The organism is Mycobacterium sp. smrl_JER01 (assembly GCF_048513595.2).
Taxonomy (GTDB): domain Bacteria; phylum Actinomycetota; class Actinomycetes; order Mycobacteriales; family Mycobacteriaceae; genus Mycobacterium.
Genome location: NZ_JBLXXK020000001.1, coordinates 2977205 through 2995663 on the forward strand (window position 1 = coordinate 2977205; position 18459 = coordinate 2995663).

The 18459-nt window shown below is 68.2% G+C and carries 18 protein-coding genes; 8 read left to right on the forward strand and 10 right to left on the reverse strand.

The window, feature by feature from the left end:
* Positions 1 to 104: 104 nt before the first annotated feature.
* Positions 105 to 1376, reverse strand: a complete 1272-nt coding sequence (locus ACNUDN_RS14085) for an MgtC/SapB family protein (RefSeq protein ID WP_419122509.1) — start codon at positions 1374 to 1376, stop codon at positions 105 to 107.
* Positions 1377 to 1569: 193 nt separating this feature from the next.
* On the opposite strand from ACNUDN_RS14085, the gene ACNUDN_RS14090 reads away from it, so the two are divergent.
* Positions 1570 to 1899 (forward strand): hypothetical protein, encoded by a 330-nt coding sequence (locus ACNUDN_RS14090; protein WP_419122510.1) that lies wholly within the window; start codon positions 1570 to 1572, stop codon positions 1897 to 1899.
* Positions 1900 to 1965: 66 nt separating this feature from the next.
* Here ACNUDN_RS14090 and ACNUDN_RS14095 read toward each other — a convergent pair whose 3' ends face one another.
* Positions 1966 to 2586, reverse strand: a complete 621-nt coding sequence (locus ACNUDN_RS14095) for a superoxide dismutase (protein ID WP_419125166.1) — start codon at positions 2584 to 2586, stop codon at positions 1966 to 1968.
* 176 nt (positions 2587 to 2762) lie between these two features.
* Here ACNUDN_RS14095 and ACNUDN_RS14100 point away from each other — a divergent pair, with 176 nt between their 5' ends.
* Both ACNUDN_RS14100 and ACNUDN_RS14105 read left to right on the forward strand, forming a co-directional pair.
* The gene (locus tag ACNUDN_RS14100; RefSeq protein ID WP_419122511.1) at positions 2763 to 3020 is read left to right on the forward strand and encodes a hypothetical protein; all 258 of its coding nucleotides are present in this window, start codon (positions 2763 to 2765) and stop codon (positions 3018 to 3020) included.
* 142 nt (positions 3021 to 3162) lie between these two features.
* Positions 3163 to 5334: an alkaline phosphatase family protein gene (locus ACNUDN_RS14105; RefSeq protein ID WP_419122512.1), complete on the forward strand. Its 2172-nt coding sequence runs from the start codon at positions 3163 to 3165 to the stop codon at positions 5332 to 5334.
* Between the two features lies 1 nt (position 5335).
* Here the strand turns inward: ACNUDN_RS14105 and ACNUDN_RS14110 are convergent, their stop codons facing one another.
* Positions 5336 to 5950, reverse strand: coding sequence for a VldE C-terminal domain-containing protein (locus ACNUDN_RS14110; protein ID WP_419125167.1), 615 nt, complete (start codon positions 5948 to 5950; stop codon positions 5336 to 5338).
* Positions 5951 to 6252: 302 nt separating this feature from the next.
* Between ACNUDN_RS14110 and ACNUDN_RS14115 the strand changes: the two genes are divergently transcribed.
* Positions 6253 to 6912: a GAF and ANTAR domain-containing protein gene (locus tag ACNUDN_RS14115; RefSeq protein ID WP_419125168.1), complete on the forward strand. Its 660-nt coding sequence runs from the start codon at positions 6253 to 6255 to the stop codon at positions 6910 to 6912.
* Here ACNUDN_RS14115 and ACNUDN_RS14120 read toward each other — a convergent pair.
* Genes ACNUDN_RS14120 through ACNUDN_RS14145 form a run of 6 tightly spaced genes read right to left on the reverse strand, consistent with a single transcriptional unit; the run spans position 6909 to position 11995 of the window.
* Entirely contained in the window at positions 6909 to 7238 is a 330-nt protein-coding gene (locus ACNUDN_RS14120; RefSeq protein WP_419122513.1) for a cupin domain-containing protein, read from the reverse strand. The genes ACNUDN_RS14115 and ACNUDN_RS14120 overlap by 4 nt on opposite strands.
* Before the next feature lie 53 nt (positions 7239 to 7291).
* On the reverse strand, positions 7292 to 8089 hold the full coding sequence (locus ACNUDN_RS14125) for an ABC transporter ATP-binding protein (RefSeq protein WP_419122514.1): 798 nt from the start codon (positions 8087 to 8089) through the stop codon (positions 7292 to 7294).
* Positions 8086 to 9144 (reverse strand): FecCD family ABC transporter permease, encoded by a 1059-nt coding sequence (locus tag ACNUDN_RS14130; protein WP_419122515.1) that lies wholly within the window; start codon positions 9142 to 9144, stop codon positions 8086 to 8088. The genes ACNUDN_RS14125 and ACNUDN_RS14130 overlap by 4 nt, the downstream gene beginning before the upstream one ends.
* The gene (locus tag ACNUDN_RS14135; protein ID WP_419122516.1) at positions 9141 to 10145 is read right to left on the reverse strand and encodes a FecCD family ABC transporter permease; all 1005 of its coding nucleotides are present in this window, start codon (positions 10143 to 10145) and stop codon (positions 9141 to 9143) included. The genes ACNUDN_RS14130 and ACNUDN_RS14135 overlap by 4 nt, the downstream gene beginning before the upstream one ends.
* On the reverse strand, positions 10142 to 11131 hold the full coding sequence (locus ACNUDN_RS14140) for an ABC transporter substrate-binding protein (RefSeq protein ID WP_419122517.1): 990 nt from the start codon (positions 11129 to 11131) through the stop codon (positions 10142 to 10144). Before ACNUDN_RS14140 ends, ACNUDN_RS14135 begins: the two co-directional genes overlap by 4 nt.
* 30 nt (positions 11132 to 11161) lie before the next feature.
* A complete protein-coding gene (locus ACNUDN_RS14145) occupies positions 11162 to 11995 on the reverse strand; it encodes a hypothetical protein (RefSeq protein ID WP_419122518.1) in 834 nt (277 codons plus the stop codon).
* A 300-nt stretch (positions 11996 to 12295) separates the two neighbouring features.
* On the opposite strand from ACNUDN_RS14145, the gene ACNUDN_RS14150 reads away from it, so the two are divergent.
* From ACNUDN_RS14150 to ACNUDN_RS14160, 3 genes are all read left to right on the forward strand, one after another.
* Entirely contained in the window at positions 12296 to 14533 is a 2238-nt protein-coding gene (locus ACNUDN_RS14150; protein ID WP_431960064.1) for an NADP-dependent isocitrate dehydrogenase, read from the forward strand.
* 146 nt (positions 14534 to 14679) lie between these two features.
* Complete coding sequence (locus tag ACNUDN_RS14155) at positions 14680 to 15759, forward strand: hypothetical protein (RefSeq protein ID WP_419122519.1); 1080 nt, start codon at positions 14680 to 14682, stop codon at positions 15757 to 15759.
* Positions 15760 to 15811: 52 nt separating this feature from the next.
* Positions 15812 to 17125, forward strand: a complete 1314-nt coding sequence (locus tag ACNUDN_RS14160) for an acyltransferase family protein (RefSeq protein WP_419122520.1) — start codon at positions 15812 to 15814, stop codon at positions 17123 to 17125.
* Here ACNUDN_RS14160 and ACNUDN_RS14165 read toward each other — a convergent pair.
* Positions 17079 to 17864, reverse strand: a complete 786-nt coding sequence (locus ACNUDN_RS14165) for an SDR family NAD(P)-dependent oxidoreductase (protein ID WP_419122521.1) — start codon at positions 17862 to 17864, stop codon at positions 17079 to 17081. The genes ACNUDN_RS14160 and ACNUDN_RS14165 overlap by 47 nt on opposite strands.
* Before the next feature lie 146 nt (positions 17865 to 18010).
* On the opposite strand from ACNUDN_RS14165, the gene ACNUDN_RS14170 reads away from it, so the two are divergent.
* Entirely contained in the window at positions 18011 to 18445 is a 435-nt protein-coding gene (locus ACNUDN_RS14170) for a Fur family transcriptional regulator (RefSeq protein ID WP_419122522.1), read from the forward strand.
* The last annotated feature ends 14 nt before the right edge of the window (positions 18446 to 18459 follow it).

The following is an 18459-nucleotide window of genomic DNA, read 5'->3' on the forward strand; positions in this document are numbered from 1 at the left end:
GGATCGCCGGCGGGTGCGCGAATGGGGCTCACGGTCAGATCTGAACCACGTCGGCGGCCTCGTCGAAAAGCGGTGAGTTGGCGCCAGGGGCAAGAACCGACGGCTCAGCCGATGATGACCATGGTCAACGCCACGCCGAACACCAGACTCGGCGCGGCCATGGCGGCGAGGTACCTCAGCCCGAAGTCGCGCCCCCCGGCGGTGAACGCAAGGACGCCCTTGACGATCACATTGGAACCCAGCGCCGCACCGATCGCGATCAGGGCTGTGTCGACCGTGACGTCGCCCTGGGCGGCCAGGCTGGCAGCTGCGACCGCACCGGCGTGCGCATCGGCGAGACCGGCGGCCAAGGAGGCCAGAATGGTTCCTTGCGGGCCGAGAACTGCGCCGCCCCAACGGCCTACCAGTAGAGCGAGGGTGAGCACCGCTGCCAGAATCAGCGCGGGCCGCAACGCGAACGGCCGGGCTGCCGGTGCCGGCCCGGCGCTTCGGTGATCGCTTCCCGCGGGGTTACCGGCGCCATCGGAGGGCGGCCCGGCTCCGGCGCCCCGATAGACGACAACGGCGACAAGGATCAACGTAGCTGCTCCGGTGATCACCGGAAGCCACAACTGCCGCAACACGTCGACGTCGACGACAGCGATCACGATGAGCAGCTGTCCGAAGGTGGCGAGACTTGCCAGTAGCGCACTGGCCAGCGGTGCCCGCATGCTGGACATGGTGCGGCTGAGCCGGCCCATCGACGCCGTGGTTGCCGTCGCAGAGACGAAACCGCCGGCCAGCCCGGTGATCAGCAGGCCGCGTGCGGGGCCGAGAGCCCGGACACCGAGATAACCCAGCCATCCGATGCCGGTGAGCAGAACGACCAGCAGCCACACCTTCGACGGGTTGAGGACGCCGTAAGGACCCAGCGCGCGGTTGGGGAGTAGCGGCAGGATGACGAAGGCCACCACCAAGAACTTGATCGCATCCTCGACCTCGACCTCGCTGACAATCTCACGGGCGAAGCGGTGAATGCGCTCCTTCGATACCAACAGGACAGCGACAATCACGGCAAGGGCCACCGCCAGTGCCGCGCGGTCTAGAGTCAGCACCCCAAGCAGATATGCGACCACGCCGGCGAGCACCGTGGTTGTCCCCGGGTCATCGTCGCTGGCGCGGTAGTAGGCGACCACCATCAGCGCGGCCACGCCGGCAAGGCCGATCGCCACCGCGTATCCGTCGATGCTCGCCGCGGTCACACCGGCCAACGCCAGCAACGCGAACGAACGCGAACCAGCGGGAAGCGTGCGCGCGTGGCTGCGTTCGCGCTCCAGGCCAAGCAACAGACCGATCGCCAAGGCCACCAGAAAGGGCTCAATCTGCTGCCAGGACACGACGTCTCCCCCCGGGGCCGTGAGCAAGGATAGCGCGCCGGGACTGCGGCTACGGGTCGTCTGGTGACCGCGGCCGGCCCAGATAGGGTCGTTGGCCTCTAATTGCACGCCATGTGTGACCCCGACACTGAGATCACCGTTGCGGTGAGCACATTCGCCGACGAAGCGACGGCGTGAGGACGAAGGGGGCCTGATGAGACGGGAAACGTACAAATTCTTATCGGGATCATTTGCCGCACTGGCATATGCGCACGCCGCCTACGCGGTGGCAATCTCCACGGGCGTGATGACCGAGCCGGTATTTCTGGGACGACGATGGAGTGCGAACTACGCGTGGGCCGAAGCCGTGGTGTACTCGGCCGCCAGCGTGGCGCTCGCTTATGCCGGATGGGCGGCCAAAACCACAGGAAAGCAACAGAATTCGGTGTCGCCGGCAGGCAGTCGCGCGGACACGACCGTGGGCACCGCCGCGGCGCAGCAGTCGGCTACAGGAGACGGTGTGTCACGCCTCGGCGCGGGGTGACCGTGGCGCCCGGATCGACCCGAGGGCCGGCCCGGGCGCCACTGGTCTCACCAGGGAGCGCAGCTCTCAGAAGATGAGACCCTGTGCCTTGCTGGTCGCGGCCGCAAAGCGGCTCTGCACATCCTCCCAGTTCACGACGTTCCAGAACGCCTTGACGTAGTCGGCTTTCACGTTCTTGTACTGCAGGTAGTAGGCGTGCTCCCACATGTCGACCTGCAGCAGCGGGATGATGCCGAGCGGGACGTTGGCCTGCTGGTCGTAGAGCTGGAAGGTCAGCAGGCGGTCGCCGAGGGTGTCGTAACCCAGTACCGCCCACCCCGAGCCCTGCAGTCCGTTGGCCGCCGCGGTGAACTGCGCGCGGAAGTTGTCGAACGATCCGAATTGGTCGTCGATCGCGGCCGCGAGGTCACCGGTGGGCTTGTCGCCGCCGTTGGGGGACAGGTTCTTCCACCAGATCGTGTGGTTGACGTGTCCGCCGAGATGGAAAGCCAGGTTCTTCTCGTTGAGGAAGATCGCGCCGTGGTCTCCACCGGCCCGCGCCTCCTCAAGCTTGGCGATGGCATCGTTGACGCCCTTGACGTAGGTGGCGTGGTGCTTGCTGTGGTGTATCTCGTTGATCTGGCCCGAGATGTGCGGCTCCAGCGCGCCGTAGTCGTAGTCCAGGTCCGGCAACGTGTACTCGGCCATGAAAGTCCTCTCTGGTCGGCTCATGATTCTCGATACGTACCTGTCCATCACAACACATGTTCATGCGTTAAGGTGAGGGCGTCGGTCCCCGCACAACGGCGACACCGCCACGCGACGCCGACCTGCTCGGAATACCAGCGGTGCCAGGTAATCAACGGCGTTCAAGGCGGCCCTCGATGGCAGACGACGACAAGACGCGGTGGGCGATCGACGTGATGACGGCCTGGATCGACCACCGCCAGGACGGCGCATTCCTGCACGCCCGCATCGACGACTATCTGTCCGAACCCGACGGCGCGGCGGGCCTGACGACGGGCTTCATCAATCTGACGGCTCTGCTGCTGATGGGCATGGAGGCAACCCTGGGAAAGACTCCGCAGGAGATCCTGCAGACCATCGCAGTGACGGTCTCCCGATCCGAGCCCTCCGCCTGATCCGCCGACACCCGCGCTCACCAGATCGTTGAATCCCGGCCTGCGCGCCCTTCCCGGAGCGTAATTTACGGGCGGCACAATCAACGTCCAGCCAGCCGGGTTCGCCGTCGCCGTTGTCCGGTGCTCCGTCGGGAGGATTGCCATGGGTTACGCCAGCCAGATCGGACGAGTCGGAGCTCTCGCGGTGACCCTCGGGGTGGGCTGGGCGATGGCGGGTGCGGCGGGCGTCGCCGCTGCCGAACCCTCGTCGGCCTCCTCGACGGGCGGCTCCTCGGCGACGAGCGCTGCGTCATCCTCGACGCAGGGCGACGGATCGTCCGCACCGGCCGGCAGTTCCGCCGATAGCGACGCCGACCGTGACGGGGACGACGGTGCTGACGATGGTGCGGACACCGGCGGCGACGGCGCCGCCGGTGGTCAGGTCGCCGACGAGGGCGCAGACGCCGGCGCCAACGAAAAAGACGACGACAAGAACGACGACGAAAACGCCGGCGAAGACGAAAACCGCAACGAAGATGAGTCGAACGACGTCGACGATTCGGTAGGACCACTTGTTCAGCGGAAGGACGGCCGGGCCGACCGTGCGGCCGCGGAAGCCGACCGTGCGACGCAGCCGGCCGCGGAGGCCGACCGTGCGACGGAGCAGGCCGGCCGCGGCCAACCGGAATCGCCCGGCGCCGAAGCCCTGGCGGCGGCCTCAGGCGCACCATCAACGAGAACGCAGACCGGGACAACGCCGGTGACCGCGCTCCAGACCGCGACCCTGAGAACGCCGCAGAAGACAGCGGTGACCCCCGCTGCGGCCAAGCCGACTCTGGTCACGCTGATCTCCGATCTGGTCAGGTCCCTGCTCAAGCCGCAGCAGCCGGCACCGGTGACTCCGCTGCAGGGATCCACGGTGCTCGCGTCGCTGGGTGCGGTCCGGGACGAGTTGGAGCGCAACGCGCTGCTGCGCAGCGCCGTGACCTCGCAAGTCGCGGCCCTCGTCGACGACACACCCAACGTGCTGGTGATCGGCGTCGACGGCACCAACCTCAGCCGCGTGCTGGCCAATCCGGAACTCACCACCAATTTCTTCAGCCTCATGCAGGGCGGCACCACCGCCGCGTCGACGATCGTCGGCCACACCACCATCTCCAACCCGTCGTGGTCGTCGATCCTGACCGGTGCGTGGGGTGAGAAGACCGGCGTGATCAACAACGTCTTCACCCCGTGGACATACGAGAAGTGGCCGACGGTGTTCACCCAGCTCGAAAGCCTCAGCAACCGCGCCATCGCGACGACGTCGATCGCGAACTGGAACGTGATTTCCGCGATCGCGGCATCCGGAATCGGCGCCGACACCGTCATCAACGTCGCCCAAGTCGCCGGTGACACCAACTGGCTGCTCACCGACGACCAAGTGGGCGACCACACCGAAGCCGCCATCGCCGCCGCGCGCCCGGACATCGCCAACTTCATGTTCAGCTACTTCGTCGGCGTCGACGAGAACGGCCACCTCTACGGCGGTGACTCACCGGAATACCTTGCCGCACTGGCGAATTTCGACCGCAACCTCGGCGAGATCATGCACGCCGTCACCGAGTGGGAAGCACTCACCGGTGAGAAATGGACCATCATCATGGTCACCGACCACGGTCACCAACCGCAGAAAGGTCTCGGCCACGGCTTCCAGTCACCGGACGAGACATCGACCTTCGTCGTCGCCCGCAACTCCGACCTGTTCGGCCAGGGCCTCGTCAACCTCAGGTACTCGATCGTCGACGTCACGCCGACGGCGCTGTCCCTGTTCGGATACACGCCCGCCCCCTACTTCGACGGGGTGCCGCTGACCGACCTCGGCGGTGCCGACGTCACGCCGATCGACGACGACGACGCGCTGCGGGCGACCCTGCTGGACATCATCGGCAAGTACGGCTATCCGGACATCGGCACCAACCTGGCGCTGAGCGCACGGACCATCTTCGCGTCGGTGCCCTACTACGTGGACATGATCACCACCGGGATCACCGCCGGGCTGCAGTCGATCGCCGAACGGGACATCTTTCTGATCAGCCCGCTGGCCGCGCTGGCGATCATCCCCGTCAAGTTCATCGGCGGCCTGGCCTATGTCGGCACCAACGTCGTGGCGCAGATCGTCGCCCGGCTCACCGGTGTGACCGGTGCCCGTATCTTCCCGCTGTGGCCGCCGGCACCGCCGAGCTTCCCCGAGTCTCCGGAGCAGGCGTCCACCCCCGAACTGGTCGCGCTGGTATGCAGCGAGGGCCGGGTGTCGGGAGCGATCTTCGCCTGCGGAGATGCGGTGGCGGCGTGAGTCAGCGCCGCATCGAGGCGATGAAATAGGACTCGCGCCCGGTGGGATACCCGCCGCCGTCGGTGGCGATGTGAATATGGTCGAAGTGGTTCAGCGTCTCCGACCCGTAGTCGGCGGTCCAGCTCGGCGCGCCGATCCCGGGGTAGAAACCCTGGCGCCAGATGACGTGCAGTACCCCCCAGCGCTCGGCGTTGGCCAGCGCGTAGCCGGCGATCTGGTTGCCCAGGGCGATGCCTTCCTCGCTGTTGTGATCCGGGATCATCACGTCGATCGCAAGCCCGTTGGGGTGCCATTTCAGCGGGTCCTGACGGTAGCCGCCGATCGTGGTGATCTCCGGGAACATCGCCGAGATCGCCCGCGCAGCCCAGATCGTCTTGACCTGCAACCCGCCCTCGGGGGCGACCCCCTTGGGCAGCGCGAACTCGAACACCCGGGCATCGGCGGGCGCGCTGGCGGCCAGCAGCTCCGCCTCGGTGGGCACCGGGGTGGACGGCGGGCTGGCGTTGAACGCCGGCAGTTCTGCACCTGGCGACGCCTGCTCCTGCACGGCTGCCGGCTGAGTCTGCTGGGCGTACAGCATGGCACCGGAGATGGCCAGCGACGACGCGATCGCCATCCACTTCCCATGCCCGGCTAACAGGTTGCTGCCCACGAAGAGCCACCTTAATAGCCACGTCCGGCGGCAACCGGCAATTCACAGCAACACTGTTCATTTCGGTCCAAGCCGCCCGATCTATGGTGGTAAAGGCCCCACCCACATCTCGGCGCGACACGTGCCCGCAGGGGGAAGGAGACCGCATGTCCACGCAGGACCACAGCACGGCCGGGCGCACGGTGCCGGCGACCCAGCCCAATCTCGCCGACGGCCCCCGCCCGGAACTGTCCGACGAACGGCGTCGCCTCTACGACGTCGTGGAAATGGTCGACAGCATGCAGCGCCGCGCGACCGCCGACTTCGAATCGGTGCTGCGCGAACTCAACACCGCCACCATCGATTCCGTACCCGGAGCGCAGTACGCCTGCGTCACCGTCGTCAACGCCGCCGCTGATGCCGCCGTCGAATCGCTGGCCGCCACCCACCCCTATCCCAGCATGCTCGACAAAGTCCAGCGTGAGGTCGGGGAGGGGCCGTGCCTGTCGGCGGCCTGGAGTCAACACACCATCAGCATCGACAACCTGAGCACCGACGACCGCTGGCCCCGTTACCGCGACGCCGCTGTCGCGCTCACCCCGGTGCGCTCGATCCTGTCGTTGCGGCTGTACAACGAGGGCGCCAAAGTGGCCGCGCTCAACCTGTTCGCCGACGCCCCGCACGCCTTCGACGACGAGTCGATCGAGCTCGGTCTGATCTGTGCCGCGCACACCACGGTGGCATGGAACATGATGCGCCGCCAGGAGCAGTTCCGCAGCGCGCTGGCCAGCCGGGACCTGATCGGTCAGGCCAAGGGCATCCTGATGGAACGGTTCGACATCAACGCCGTCGTGGCGTTCGATCTGCTGCGCAGGATCTCCCAGGAGTCCAACAGCAAGCTCGTCGACGTCGCCGCCAAACTGGTCAACCTGGACCACCCCAGCTAGGGAAGTTTGGCGACGGTGAGCAGCAGCGCCGCATCGCTGACCGCAAGCAGGGAGTGCCGGCTGTCGGGGATCATCAGCAGGTCCCCGGCCCGGGCGTCCCACTGCTGGTCCCCGGCCACCAGCCGGACCGCGCCTTTGAGGACGTAAAGCGTTGCCTCTCCCGGGTTTTCGTGCTCACCCAGCTCGGAGCCGGCGGTCATCCCGATGACGGTCTGCCGCAACACCCGTTCATGGCCGCCGACCACGGTGTCGGCGGCGTTGCGGCCGTTGGCGGCGGCATTGGCCAGCTGCTGACGCGCGAGCGCTTCCAGAGACACCTTCTGCATGACTGCCATTGCATGCCGATCGGTCGGCGCTCGTCAAGTCCGCGATCACGCGTTCACGTGTGGTGGCGACCGCGCGGCACCACCATCGGCGAGCCGCCGAGCGGATCGGCGATCACGACGCAGTCCAGACCGAATACCGCGCCGATCAGGTCGGCGTCGACGACCTGACCCGGGGGCCCCTGCCGCACGATCGCCCCGTCTTTCATCGCGACGACGTGGTCGGCGTAGCGGAACGCCAGGTTCAGGTCGTGCAACACGATCACCACCGTCGTCCCGCGGGACCGGTTCAGGTCGGTCAACAGGTCGAGCAACTCGATCTGGTGGTTGATGTCGAGAAAGGTGGTGGGCTCGTCGAGCAGCAGGATGTCGGTCTGCTGCGCGAGCGCCATCGCCACCCAGACCCGTTGGCGCTGACCACCCGACAGCGACGACAGCGGCCGCTCGGCCAGCTCGGTGGTCGCGGTGACCTCCAGCGCAGCGCCGACCGCGTCGTCGTCCTCGGAGGTCCAACGCCGGAACCAGCCCTGGTGCGGATAGCGGCCCCGGGCCACCAGGTCGGCGACGGTGATGCCGTCCGGCGCCACCGGCGACTGAGGTAGTAACCCCACCACCTTGGCCACCGCCACCCCGGGCATCCGGTGCACCGACACGCCGTCGAGTTCGACGCGGCCGCTGCGCGGGGTGAGCAGCCGGGCCAGCCCGCGGAGCAGCGTCGATTTGCCGCAGGCGTTGGCGCCGACGATGACAGTAACGCGCCCTGCCGGGATGTCGACCGACAGGTCGCGCACCACGTCAATGTCGGAATAGCCCAAGGTGAGCCCGACGGCCCGGAGCTGGTGCTCGATCGTCATCCTCCCCGCCCTTCGCGGTTCACGGTGGCCAGCAGCCAGATCAGGTACGGGGCACCGACCGCGCCGCTGACCACCCCGGTGGGCAAGGCGATCGGCAGCGCATGGGTGGCCACCAGATCGGCGGCCAGGACCAGGATCGCGCCGACCAGCCCGGAGGCGAGGATCGCGGTTCCGGCGCCCCGCAGCAGCCGGGTGGCGATCGGACCCGCGGTCAGCGCGATGAACGCCAACGGCCCGACCGCCGCCGTCGCCAGTGCCACCAGGGTTACCGCCACCGCGATCAGCGCCAGCCGGGTCCGCTCCACCGGCACCCCGAGAGCCTGGGCGCTCGCATCGCCGAGCTCGAGCAGCCCCAGCGCCCGGCCCGCCGCCATGGCCAGCGGCACCAGCACCACGACACCGGCGGTGAGCAGCTGCAGCTGCAGCGGACCGGCGCGCCCGACCGATCCGACCAGCCAGGTCATCGCCTCGCGGGCGTCGCTGATCTCCGCCCGGGCAAGAACCCAGCCGATCAGGGCCGTCATGAACTGGGTGACGGCGATCCCGATGAGGATGAACCGGTAGCCGGTCACGCCGTCCCGGAAGGCCAGCAGATAGATCAGCGCGGCCGCCAGGAAGGCACCCGCCAGAGCCGAGCCCGCGATCGCGATCGCCGACGCCTGCAGGAAGACGATCGACGTCACCGCGAACAGGCTGGCGCCCGACGAGATACCGACCAGATCCGGCGATGCCAACGGGTTGGCCAGCAGCGTCTGGAACACCACACCGGCCACCCCGAGTGCCAGCCCGGCCGTCACCGCGGTCAGCGCGCCGGGCAGCCGCAACTCCAACACGATGAAATCGTCGGCGGGATCGGTCGCCAGGCGGGAGACCGAGGCGAACACCTCCCACGGCGTCAGGCCCGCGCCGCCGACCATCATCGTGACCAGGAACAGCCCACCCGCGATCGCCGCGAGCCCCGACGTGACCGCCGCAACCCGGCGCCGCCGGGCCGCGCGCGCCGATCGCACCGCGGTTCGGGCGGTCCCGTGTGTGCCCATCTCGGTGGCGGTCACAGCTGCGCCGGCGTTCTGCGCCGCACCAAGGCGATGAACACCGGTGCACCCAGCACGCCCAGCACCACCCCGACCTGGACCTCGCCCGGTCCGGCGACGGTGCGACCGACGATATCCGCCAGCAGCAACACCATCGGGCTCAGCACCGCGGTGAACGCCAGCACCCACCGGTAATCGGGCCCGCACAGCGCGCGTGCCACGTGCGGGATCACCAGTCCGACGAACACGATCGGGCCGCAGGCCGCGGTCGCGGCTCCGCAGAGCACCGCGACGACGACGAACAGACCGATCCGCGTGCGCCGCACGTTCTGTCCCAGCGCGACGGCGAGGTCGTCGCCCAGCGCCAGCCCGTTGAGGAGCCGTCCGCACAGCAACGCGGCCACAATGCCGGCCACCAGGAACGGCGCGGTCTGCAGCAGCACCGGCCAGTACCGGCCCGCCAGCGAACCGACCTGCCAGAACCGGAGTTCGTTGAACGCGTTGACGTTGATCAGCACCACCCCCGAGGTGACCGAATACAACCCGGCGCTGGCTGCCGCGCCGGCCAGCGCCAGCTTGACCGGAGTCGCGCCTTCGCGTCCGAACGAGGCGACCAGATAGACCAGCGCGATGGTCGCAGCGGCCCCGAGGAACGCCAGCACCACCGATACCCCCAGCGGCATCGGCCCGATCAGCAGGACCGTGGTCACGATCGCGGCGGCGGCGCCGGCGTTGATACCCATGATTCCGGGGTCGGCGAGCGGGTTACGGGTGGAGCCCTGCAGGACGGCCCCGCCCAGACCGAGCGCGACACCGGCGAGCAGACCCACCAGGGTGCGCGGCAACCGCATCTCCCGGACGACGGTCTGGGACGTAGATTGCGGATCGAAATCGGCGACCGCCCGCCACACCGTCGCGAGCGTGACGTCGCGGGCGCCGACCGCCACGCTGAGGAACGTGACCACCGCCAGGCCGATGAACAATGCGAGCAGAAGTGCCGACAAACGCGCGGTGCGGGTCACGTCAGGTTCGGATTCGCCTCGTCGACCGCGTCGCTGAGCAGATTGAGCTGTTCGGCATACGCCGCCCAGGTGCTGATCCAGAACGCCGGCCAGGGGGTGATCGCACCGGCCTGCACCGCCTTGATGCGCTGCCACGTCGGTTGCCGGGCCGCGGCCGCCATCGCGGTGTCGAACGTGCGATCGTCGACCAGCACGAGGTCGGGTTGGTACTTGTCGGCGTTCTCCCAGCTGAGGTTCTCCCAGTACGGGTAGGCGGGGTCGGGGTCGCGGGGGACCAGCACGTCCAGACCCCAGTCGGTGAAATCGGTCAGTTCCGCGGAGTGTTCGGGCACAGCGACGTAGAGCAGTTCGTCGCTGGGGGACGCCGCCATCGCGACCAGACCCGGTTTGGCCGCCACGGATCGCACGAAGCGGTCCCGGGCCGCGGCGAACTCCTGTTTGTCGGCCGCGGTGTCGGCGCTGGTGACATCGGCGCCGAGCGAGACGGCGAGCCGTTCGAATCCGTCGAGCATGGTCTGGACGGAATCCCCGATCGTCGGCCCGACCACCTGTGCGAGCTGTCCGACCTTCCTGGCGCTCTCTTCGACGCCCGCCTCCAGACCTCCGTAGGCCTGCTCGACCGGCCAGTACGCGCTGACGATCAGGTCGGGCCGCAGCGCCGCCGCACGCTCGGTGTCGATCTCACCCCAGGTCTCGCCGAGGATCTCGACACCGGACAGGTCCATCCCGCGCAGCGCCTTCGAATCGGCCAGCGGTTCGTTGAGGAAGACCCCGACCGGCGTGATCCCGAAGCTCATCAGCGCCGCCGCGGCCTCGCCCTGGGCGATGATGCGGGTGGGCACCTGGGCGGCGGTGTATGTCTTGCCGTCGCCGGACAGGTAGGACCAGGCCCCCGCACCGGCGGACGTGTCGTTTCCGGATCCGCACGCGGTGATCAACAGGACGATGACAGCCAGGATCGACGACAGCTTTCCTCGCACACCCATGCAGACGAGGTTAGGGCAGGCTCTGCTTGGTCAGAAAACCTGCACGCTACGGACGCTGACGACGGCACCATGGCCGGTGGCGTCGTTGGCAAAGCGCATACCGGCCGGGGACGAGGTGATGGTCCAGCCCAGCGCCCGATAGGTCTTGTCCATCAGGGTCGTCGGCGCGGCGGCGCCGAGATTGCCGTCGACCCAGGATCCGGTGCCGTCGGTGTTGATGCGCACCCCGTGATACGGCCCGCTGCCGTCGGCATGCTGCTGCCAGTTCATCCCGTCGGTTTCACAGCCGATGAACGTGGTTTCGACGATGCACTGGGTATCGCCGCCGGGGGTCTGCACCACGACGTAGCCGTAGGGGTTGGGCGGGATGGTCTCGACGTCACCGGACGGCAGCGCGGTCGGCGGGTCGGCGGCGGCGCGCACGAAACCCGCCGACTGGTAGGACGCCACGGTGAAGCCGAACTCCTGCAACGGTTCCAGGTCGGAGGCCTCACCGGACGGCGTCCAGATCGCCAGCGGTCGCCCGTCGACGACGGTCTCGGCGATGTGCGTGGACGGCTGCCAGGACAGTACGGAATCCATCGACGGTTCCGATTCGAAGTGGTCGAAGTTGACCACGCCGTCGCCGTCCTTGGGTACGCATGTGCTGCCGGCGACGGTGTGCCGGGTCCCCGAGTCGGAGCCCGCGTCGCCGCCGCAGACCGCCGCCTGCCACTGTCCGAGCGACCCCGTCACCGCGGGGGTGGGCGCCGCCGCAGCGGCGTTTGCCGCGCCGTCCGGGGAGGGCGGCGAGGAGCATCCGGCCACCACCAGCGCTGCCCCCAGCGCCGCAGCACCCCAGCCCGCCAGTGTCGTCGATGACATGTACGCCTCTTTCGCCCGATGTGTTTGCCTGATCGGCGTGAATGTAGCGGCGCGCGACGGCGGCGCGGCCGCGGCGCACCGGATCGGTGGCCAACCGTGACGCCACCGTGTCCCGACCGGCATAGCGGTTCGCGTTCGGCACGGACTGTGGGATCAGACTCCTGCCCCCACGGCGACTTTCCGCACCCGCACGCGGGGCCGGAGCGCGCGCCGTCCTGACCCGCCCCGGGGTGGCGCGGTTCGATAGGCTTCGCCGGAAGGCTGCCTACGAACTGACCGAAACTGACGCGGGAGACCACAATGAGCGCGGACCAGCCGTCCATCATCTATACGCTGACCGACGAGGCGCCGCTGCTTGCGACCTATGCATTCCTGCCGGTGGTCCGCACCTTCGCCGCCGCCGCGGGTATCGACGTGAAGTCCACCGACATCTCGGTGGCCGCGCGCATCCTGGCCGAGTTCAGCGACCGGCTGACCGATGAGCAGAAGGTGCCCGACAACCTGGCCGAACTCGGTGAGCTGACCCAGCTGCCGGAGACCAACATCATCAAACTGCCCAACATCAGCGCGTCGGTGCCCCAGCTGCTGGCCGCGATCAAGGAGCTCAAGGCCAAGGGCTACGACCTGCCGGACTGGGTGGGCGAGCCGAAGAACGACGAGGAACGCGAGATCAAGGAGCGTTACGCCAAGGTTCTCGGCAGCGCGGTCAATCCCGTTCTGCGCCAAGGTAACTCGGATCGTCGTGCACCCAAGGCGGTCAAGGAGTACGCGCGTCGGCATCCCCACAGCATGGGCGAGTGGTCCCAGGCGTCGCGCACCCACGTCGCGACGATGAAGACCGGCGACTTCTACCACGGTGAGAAGTCGATGACCGTCGACAAGGACCGCAAGGTCAAGATGGTGTTGACCACCACCGGTGGTGAGACCCTGGTGCTCAAGCCGGAGGTCGCTCTCGAAGCCGGTGACGTCATCGACAGCATGTTCATGAGCAAGAAGGCGCTGATCGAGTTCTACGAGGAGCAGATCGAGGACGCCTACAAGACCGGCGTGATGTTCTCGCTGCACGTCAAGGCGACCATGATGAAGGTCAGCCATCCGATCGTGTTCGGCCACGCGGTCAAGGTCTTCTACAAGGACGCGTTCGCCAAACACCAGAAGCTGTTCGACGAGCTCGGCGTCAACGTCAACAACGGCATGTCCGATCTCTACGACAAGATCGCCACACTGCCCGCCTCGCAGCGCGAGGAGATCATCGAAGACATCCACCGCTGCCATGAGCACCGTCCCGAGCTGGCGATGGTCGACTCCGCGCGCGGCATCACCAACTTCCACTCGCCCAGCGATGTGATCGTCGACGCCTCGATGCCGGCGATGATCCGGCTCGGCGGCAAGATGTACGGCGCCGACGGTCGCACCAAGGACACCAAGGCGGTCAACCCGGAATCCACCTTCTCGCGCATCTACCAGGAGATCATCAACTTCTGTAAGACGCACGGACAGTTCGACCCGCGCACCATGGGCACCGTTCCCAATGTCGGGCTGATGGCGATGAAGGCCGAGGAGTACGGCTCCCATGACAAGACCTTCGAGGTCCCCGAGGACGGGGTGGCCGACATCGTCGACGTCGACAGCGGTGAAGTACTGCTCACCCAGAACGTCGAAGCCGGCGACATCTGGCGCATGCCGATCGTCAAGGACGAGGCGATCCGTGACTGGGTCAAGCTCGCCGTCACCCGCGCCCGGCTGTCCGGGATGCCCGCGGTGTTCTGGCTCGACACCGAGCGCCCGCACGAGGTCGAGTTGCGCAAGAAGGTCAAGGCCTACCTGAAGGATCACGACACCGACGGCCTGGAGATCCAGATCATGCCGCAGGTCTGGGCGATGCGGTACACCATCGAGCGGGTCATCCGCGGGCAGGACACCATCGCGGTGACCGGCAACATCCTGCGTGACTACCTCACCGACCTGTTCCCGATCCTCGAGCTCGGCACCAGTGCCAAGATGCTCTCCATCGTGCCGTTGATGGCCGGCGGGGGCATGTACGAGACCGGCGCGGGCGGCTCGGCACCCAAGCACGTGAGCCAGCTGCTGGAAGAGAACCACCTGCGCTGGGACTCGCTCGGTGAGTACCTGGCACTGGGCGCCTCCTTCGAGGACATGGGCGCCAAGGCCGGCAACAAGAAGGCCGAGCTGCTCGGCAAGACGTTGGATTCGGCGATCGGCAAGCTGCTCGACAACGACAAGAGCCCGTCGCGCAAGGCGGGGGAGCTCGACAACCGCGGCAGCCAGTTCTACCTCGCGATGTACTGGGCGCAGGAGCTCGCCGAGCAGACCGAGGACAAAGAGCTCGCCGACCATTTCGGGCCACTGGCCAAGACCCTGACCGAGAAGGAAGCAACCATCGTCGAGGAACTCAACGCGGTGCAGGGACAGGTCGCCGACATCGGTGGCTACTACTATCCGGACCCCGAGAAGACCACCTCGGTGATGCGCCCGAGCGCCACGTTCAACGAGGCGTTGGAGGCCGCCCGTAGCTGACCGGACGATCAGCTACCAGGTCCGATTCGCCGGCAGGGTTAATTAAGGATTCGCCCACGACAGCGTCATCCACGTTGTAGCGTGCGTAACATCTGCACCAGGCATGCCGATAAAGAACCAACACCGGCAACCGTCTGGGGGTAGTCATGCGCGTGGTACTGGGTTTGTCACTGACCGCGACGAGCGCCGTCTGGGCGCTGGTCGACACCTATGACGGCAGCATCGTCGCCGACGAACTGGTCGCCCTCGACTCGGTGGAAGAGATAGCCAGGGCCGCGGCCCGCAGCGTCCAGTCGTTCGCCCTGCAAACCGACCGGGATATCGACGGGGTCCGTCTGGTGTGGGATGACAGCGACGCGACGGCCCGCAGGCACGGCATCCGGTTGCGGACCAAGCTGCGACTGTTCGGCTTCGAGACGGTCGAGACCGTCAGCGAGGAAGCCGCCCGGGAGGGCCGCAACCGTACGGCGCGACATATCGCGCCGCACATGGTCCTTGCCTACGGGGCCGCCCGGGCTGACCTGGACGACACCGAAAGCCGCGGTGTGCTGCGCCGCATCGCGGCCCGGGTGCCCCGGCGGATGCCCGTCGCAGCGCCGATGCGGCTGGCCGCGGCGGCGAGTGTGGCGGTCATCGCGCTCACCGGAGTGGTGCTCTACGTCGCCATCGGCGGGACGCCCACAGCCGAATTGCCCGGTGACACCGTGCCCGATAACACCGTGGCCGAGGCCACCCTGCCCGCCCCGGCAGCCGTCCCGGTCGCACCCGTCGCCGAACCGCCTGCCGCGCAGGCCGCCCCGCTGCCGGCTGCCGTACCGGAAGCACTCACCGAACCCGAACCGGTCGCGTCGCTGCTGCCCGCCACATCGGCGCTGCCCGAGACGGCGCCGGTCCCAGACGCCGAACAGCTGCCCGGATATGCGGCGGTACCCGACCTCGCACCGGCCGAGCCGATCACGGTGTCGGTGGCCGAGCCACCCGCCGCCGGCCTTGCCGAACAGCCCGGCGCAACGCTGCACGGAGCGGACGCACCCACACCGCAGCAGGTTGCGTCGGTCACCGGACAGGTCACCGGGCAGCCCCACCTGTCCGGCACCGGGCCAGAGGCCGGGCCCGTCCAGCCGGTGGCCGCACCCGTGACGCCGGCGGCACCGGTTGCCACCGCCCCCGCCGCCCCCGCGGCGCCCCCGGGTCCGCTCGGCGCGCTGTTCCGCGCTCTGCCCTGACTCGTGTAGTTCTACTCATGCCGCGGGCGGTTCGGCCCGGCATGCTGGCGTCATGACACAGATTCCGCGCGACCGTGCCGTCGACGTCGCCCGCCTGGGCGCGCTGCTGGTGGTCATGTTCGGACACTGCGCGCTGCTGCTTGCCACCATCGACGGGTCGGGGGTGCGGATCGGCAACCTGATCGGCGCACAACCCTCGGTGGCGCCGCTGACGTGGATCGCCCAGGTGATGCCGCTGTTCTTCTTCGCCGGTGGTGCCGCCGGTGCCTACGGCTACCGCGCCGGCACCGCGTGGGGTGCCTGGCTGGTCACCCGTGCGCAGCGCCTGTACCGACCGGTGTTCTGGTACCTGGCGGCGTGGTCGGTGGGCCTGCTGATCGCGAGCCTGACGCTGGGCGCGGATTCCGCGATCGGACTCGGTGGCGAGAGTGTGGCGCTGCTGTGGTTCCTCGGCGTCTACGTCCTCGCATTGGCCTTCGTCCCGGTCCTGGTCCGGGTGCGCACCGGCCGCGGAGTGGGGGTCGTGGTGGCCGCACTGATCGGTGCCGCCGCAGCGCTGGACGCGCTACGGCTGAGCACCGGGCTGGCCGGCGCCGCGGTGCTGAACTTCCTGATCGTCTGGCTGATCCCGGTGGTGCTCGGGGTCGCCTACGCCCGCGGACTGCTGGACCGCCGGGTCGCGCTGGGCGCCGCGGTGGCAGCGTTCTTGGCGCAGCTGGCCCTCGTCGTGGCCGGACCCTACGACGTCTCGCTCGTGGTCACCGGGGCTGAAAACGTGTCCAACGTCGCGCCGCCGACCGTGGTGCTGGCGATGCACTGCGTCTGGATGTCGTGCGCGTTCGCCGCCGCGGCGGCCGCGGTCGGCCGCTGGGCGCGGCGCCCGCGGGTCTGGGCTGTCGTCGCGGCCGGCAATGCGGGTGCGATGACGCTGTACCTGTGGCACATCGTGGCCATCGCGATCGCGGCGTTCGCACTGCACGGTCTCGGGTTGGACGCCTACGACGTGACCGCGCCCGGGTTCTGGGGTCTGCTCGCGGTGCGCGCAGCGGTGTTCGCCGTCGTGATGCTGGTGCTGTTCCGGGTGCTCACCCCGCTGGAACGGCGGCCGTTGCCGTGGTGGGACGCACCGGTCGCCACCACCGGTGGACGGGTCGCGGTGGCCGGCGCGCTGACCTGCGGGTCCGGCGCGATCCTGGTGGTGATGGCCAAATTCGGGCTCGGTGACGCCGCCGGATGGTCGGCGTTGGCCGCGTTCGTCGCCCTCGTTGTCGGCGCGCGGATCTGCGCAGCCGCGCCCGCGGATGGCCGCGTGGCACCGGTCACCGCCGCGCCGGCACCGAAAGCAGTCGACTCGCCGCGGCCTTGACCGGATCGGGCAGCACCCGCAGCGCGACACCCATTGCCTTCGACATCGTCGAGGAAGCCACCACCTGCCGGTCGCCCCGCATCAGTGCCTCGAAACCCTGGCGGGCGACCTGCGCGGGATCGTCCTTGGGTCCGGAACCGACCGGGGTGTCGAGCATCTTTGCCCGCGCGAAGAAGTGCGTGTTGGTGGGGCCGGGCAGCAGCGCGGTGACGGTGATCGGCGAATCCCGCAATTCGTCCTGCAGCGCCTTGACGAACGACTGCACGAACGACTTCGACGCGTTGTACACCGTCTGGTAGGAGCCCGGCATCATCGATGCCACCGAGGACGTGAACAGCACCCTGCCCGCGCCACGGTTGGCCATCTCGCGCAGCACCAGCTTGGCGAGGTGCACCGTCGAGCGCACGTTGAGGTCGACGACGCTCAGATCGTCGTCGAGTTCGCTCTCCAGAAACATCTCGCCACGGCCGACCCCGGCGTTGAGCGCCGCGGCCGACAGCACCCGCCCGCCGTCGACGGTGCTGGCGAACAGGTGCTCGACCCCTTCGGGTGTGCGCAGGTCCACCTGGATCGCCTGGACCGCGACCCCATATCCGGACAGTTCGCCGGGGACATCGTGGATGGCGTCGCCGTCCGCGGCCACCACCAGGTCGTATCCGCTCCTGGCGAACTCGCCGGCAAGCTCCCGCCCGATACCGCTGGAGGCTCCGGTGATCAATGCAAGCTTGGCTTCACTCATCCCCGGCGCGTACCCGCGGGCCGGGGAGACAAAAGTGTCGTTCGCTCGTCGGATGGTGGTCCAGCGAACGAACATCTGAGCAAGCGACCCGCCGACTTGCGCAGAAAACTTGATCCCATCCAGAAAAGGGACAAAGATCGGTACCGATGACCGACGAACCCGACTACTCGGACGTGCTGAGGTCGGCGGCATTACGTGTCACGCGGCCCAGGATGGCGGTGCTGCACGCCGTCGGACAACACCCGCACGCCGATACCGAGCTGATCATCCGCGCCGCGCGCGAACAGCTGCCCGACATCTCCCGCCAGACGGTCTACGACGCACTCAACGCGCTGGCCGCGACGGGTCTGGTACGCCGCATCCAGCCGGCCGGCTCACTGGCGCGCTATGAGACCCGCGTCGGCGACAACCACCACCACGTGGTGTGCCGATCCTGCGGGGTGATCGCCGACGTGGATTGCGCCGTCGGCGAAGCGCCGTGTCTCACCGCATCAGACGATCTCGGCTTCGAAGTCGACGAGGCCGAAGTCATCTACTGGGGCATCTGCCCCGCCTGTTCGACAGCCCCACCACCGCAATGATGTACGGATTACGA

What these genes read in the sequence shown, in the direction of transcription:
- ACNUDN_RS14090 (WP_419122510.1), top strand. Translation starts at nt 1,570, where the DNA reads ATGAGACGGGAAACGTACAAATTCTTATCGGGATCATTTGCCGCACTG.
- ACNUDN_RS14095 (WP_419125166.1), bottom strand. Translation starts at nt 2,586, where the DNA reads ATGGCCGAGTACACGTTGCCGGACCTGGACTACGACTACGGCGCGCTG.
- ACNUDN_RS14100 (WP_419122511.1), top strand. Translation starts at nt 2,763, where the DNA reads ATGGCAGACGACGACAAGACGCGGTGGGCGATCGACGTGATGACGGCC.
- ACNUDN_RS14105 (WP_419122512.1), top strand. Translation starts at nt 3,163, where the DNA reads ATGGGTTACGCCAGCCAGATCGGACGAGTCGGAGCTCTCGCGGTGACC.
- ACNUDN_RS14110 (WP_419125167.1), bottom strand. Translation starts at nt 5,950, where the DNA reads ATGGCGATCGCGTCGTCGCTGGCCATCTCCGGTGCCATGCTGTACGCC.
- ACNUDN_RS14115 (WP_419125168.1), top strand. Translation starts at nt 6,253, where the DNA reads ATGGTCGACAGCATGCAGCGCCGCGCGACCGCCGACTTCGAATCGGTG.
- ACNUDN_RS14120 (WP_419122513.1), bottom strand. Translation starts at nt 7,238, where the DNA reads ATGCAGAAGGTGTCTCTGGAAGCGCTCGCGCGTCAGCAGCTGGCCAAT.
- ACNUDN_RS14125 (WP_419122514.1), bottom strand. Translation starts at nt 8,089, where the DNA reads ATGACGATCGAGCACCAGCTCCGGGCCGTCGGGCTCACCTTGGGCTAT.
- ACNUDN_RS14140 (WP_419122517.1), bottom strand. Translation starts at nt 11,131, where the DNA reads ATGGGTGTGCGAGGAAAGCTGTCGTCGATCCTGGCTGTCATCGTCCTG.
- ACNUDN_RS14145 (WP_419122518.1), bottom strand. Translation starts at nt 11,995, where the DNA reads ATGTCATCGACGACACTGGCGGGCTGGGGTGCTGCGGCGCTGGGGGCA.
- ACNUDN_RS14150 (WP_431960064.1), top strand. Translation starts at nt 12,296, where the DNA reads ATGAGCGCGGACCAGCCGTCCATCATCTATACGCTGACCGACGAGGCG.
- ACNUDN_RS14155 (WP_419122519.1), top strand. Translation starts at nt 14,680, where the DNA reads ATGCGCGTGGTACTGGGTTTGTCACTGACCGCGACGAGCGCCGTCTGG.
- ACNUDN_RS14160 (WP_419122520.1), top strand. Translation starts at nt 15,812, where the DNA reads ATGACACAGATTCCGCGCGACCGTGCCGTCGACGTCGCCCGCCTGGGC.
- ACNUDN_RS14165 (WP_419122521.1), bottom strand. Translation starts at nt 17,864, where the DNA reads ATGAGTGAAGCCAAGCTTGCATTGATCACCGGAGCCTCCAGCGGTATC.
- ACNUDN_RS14170 (WP_419122522.1), top strand. Translation starts at nt 18,011, where the DNA reads ATGACCGACGAACCCGACTACTCGGACGTGCTGAGGTCGGCGGCATTA.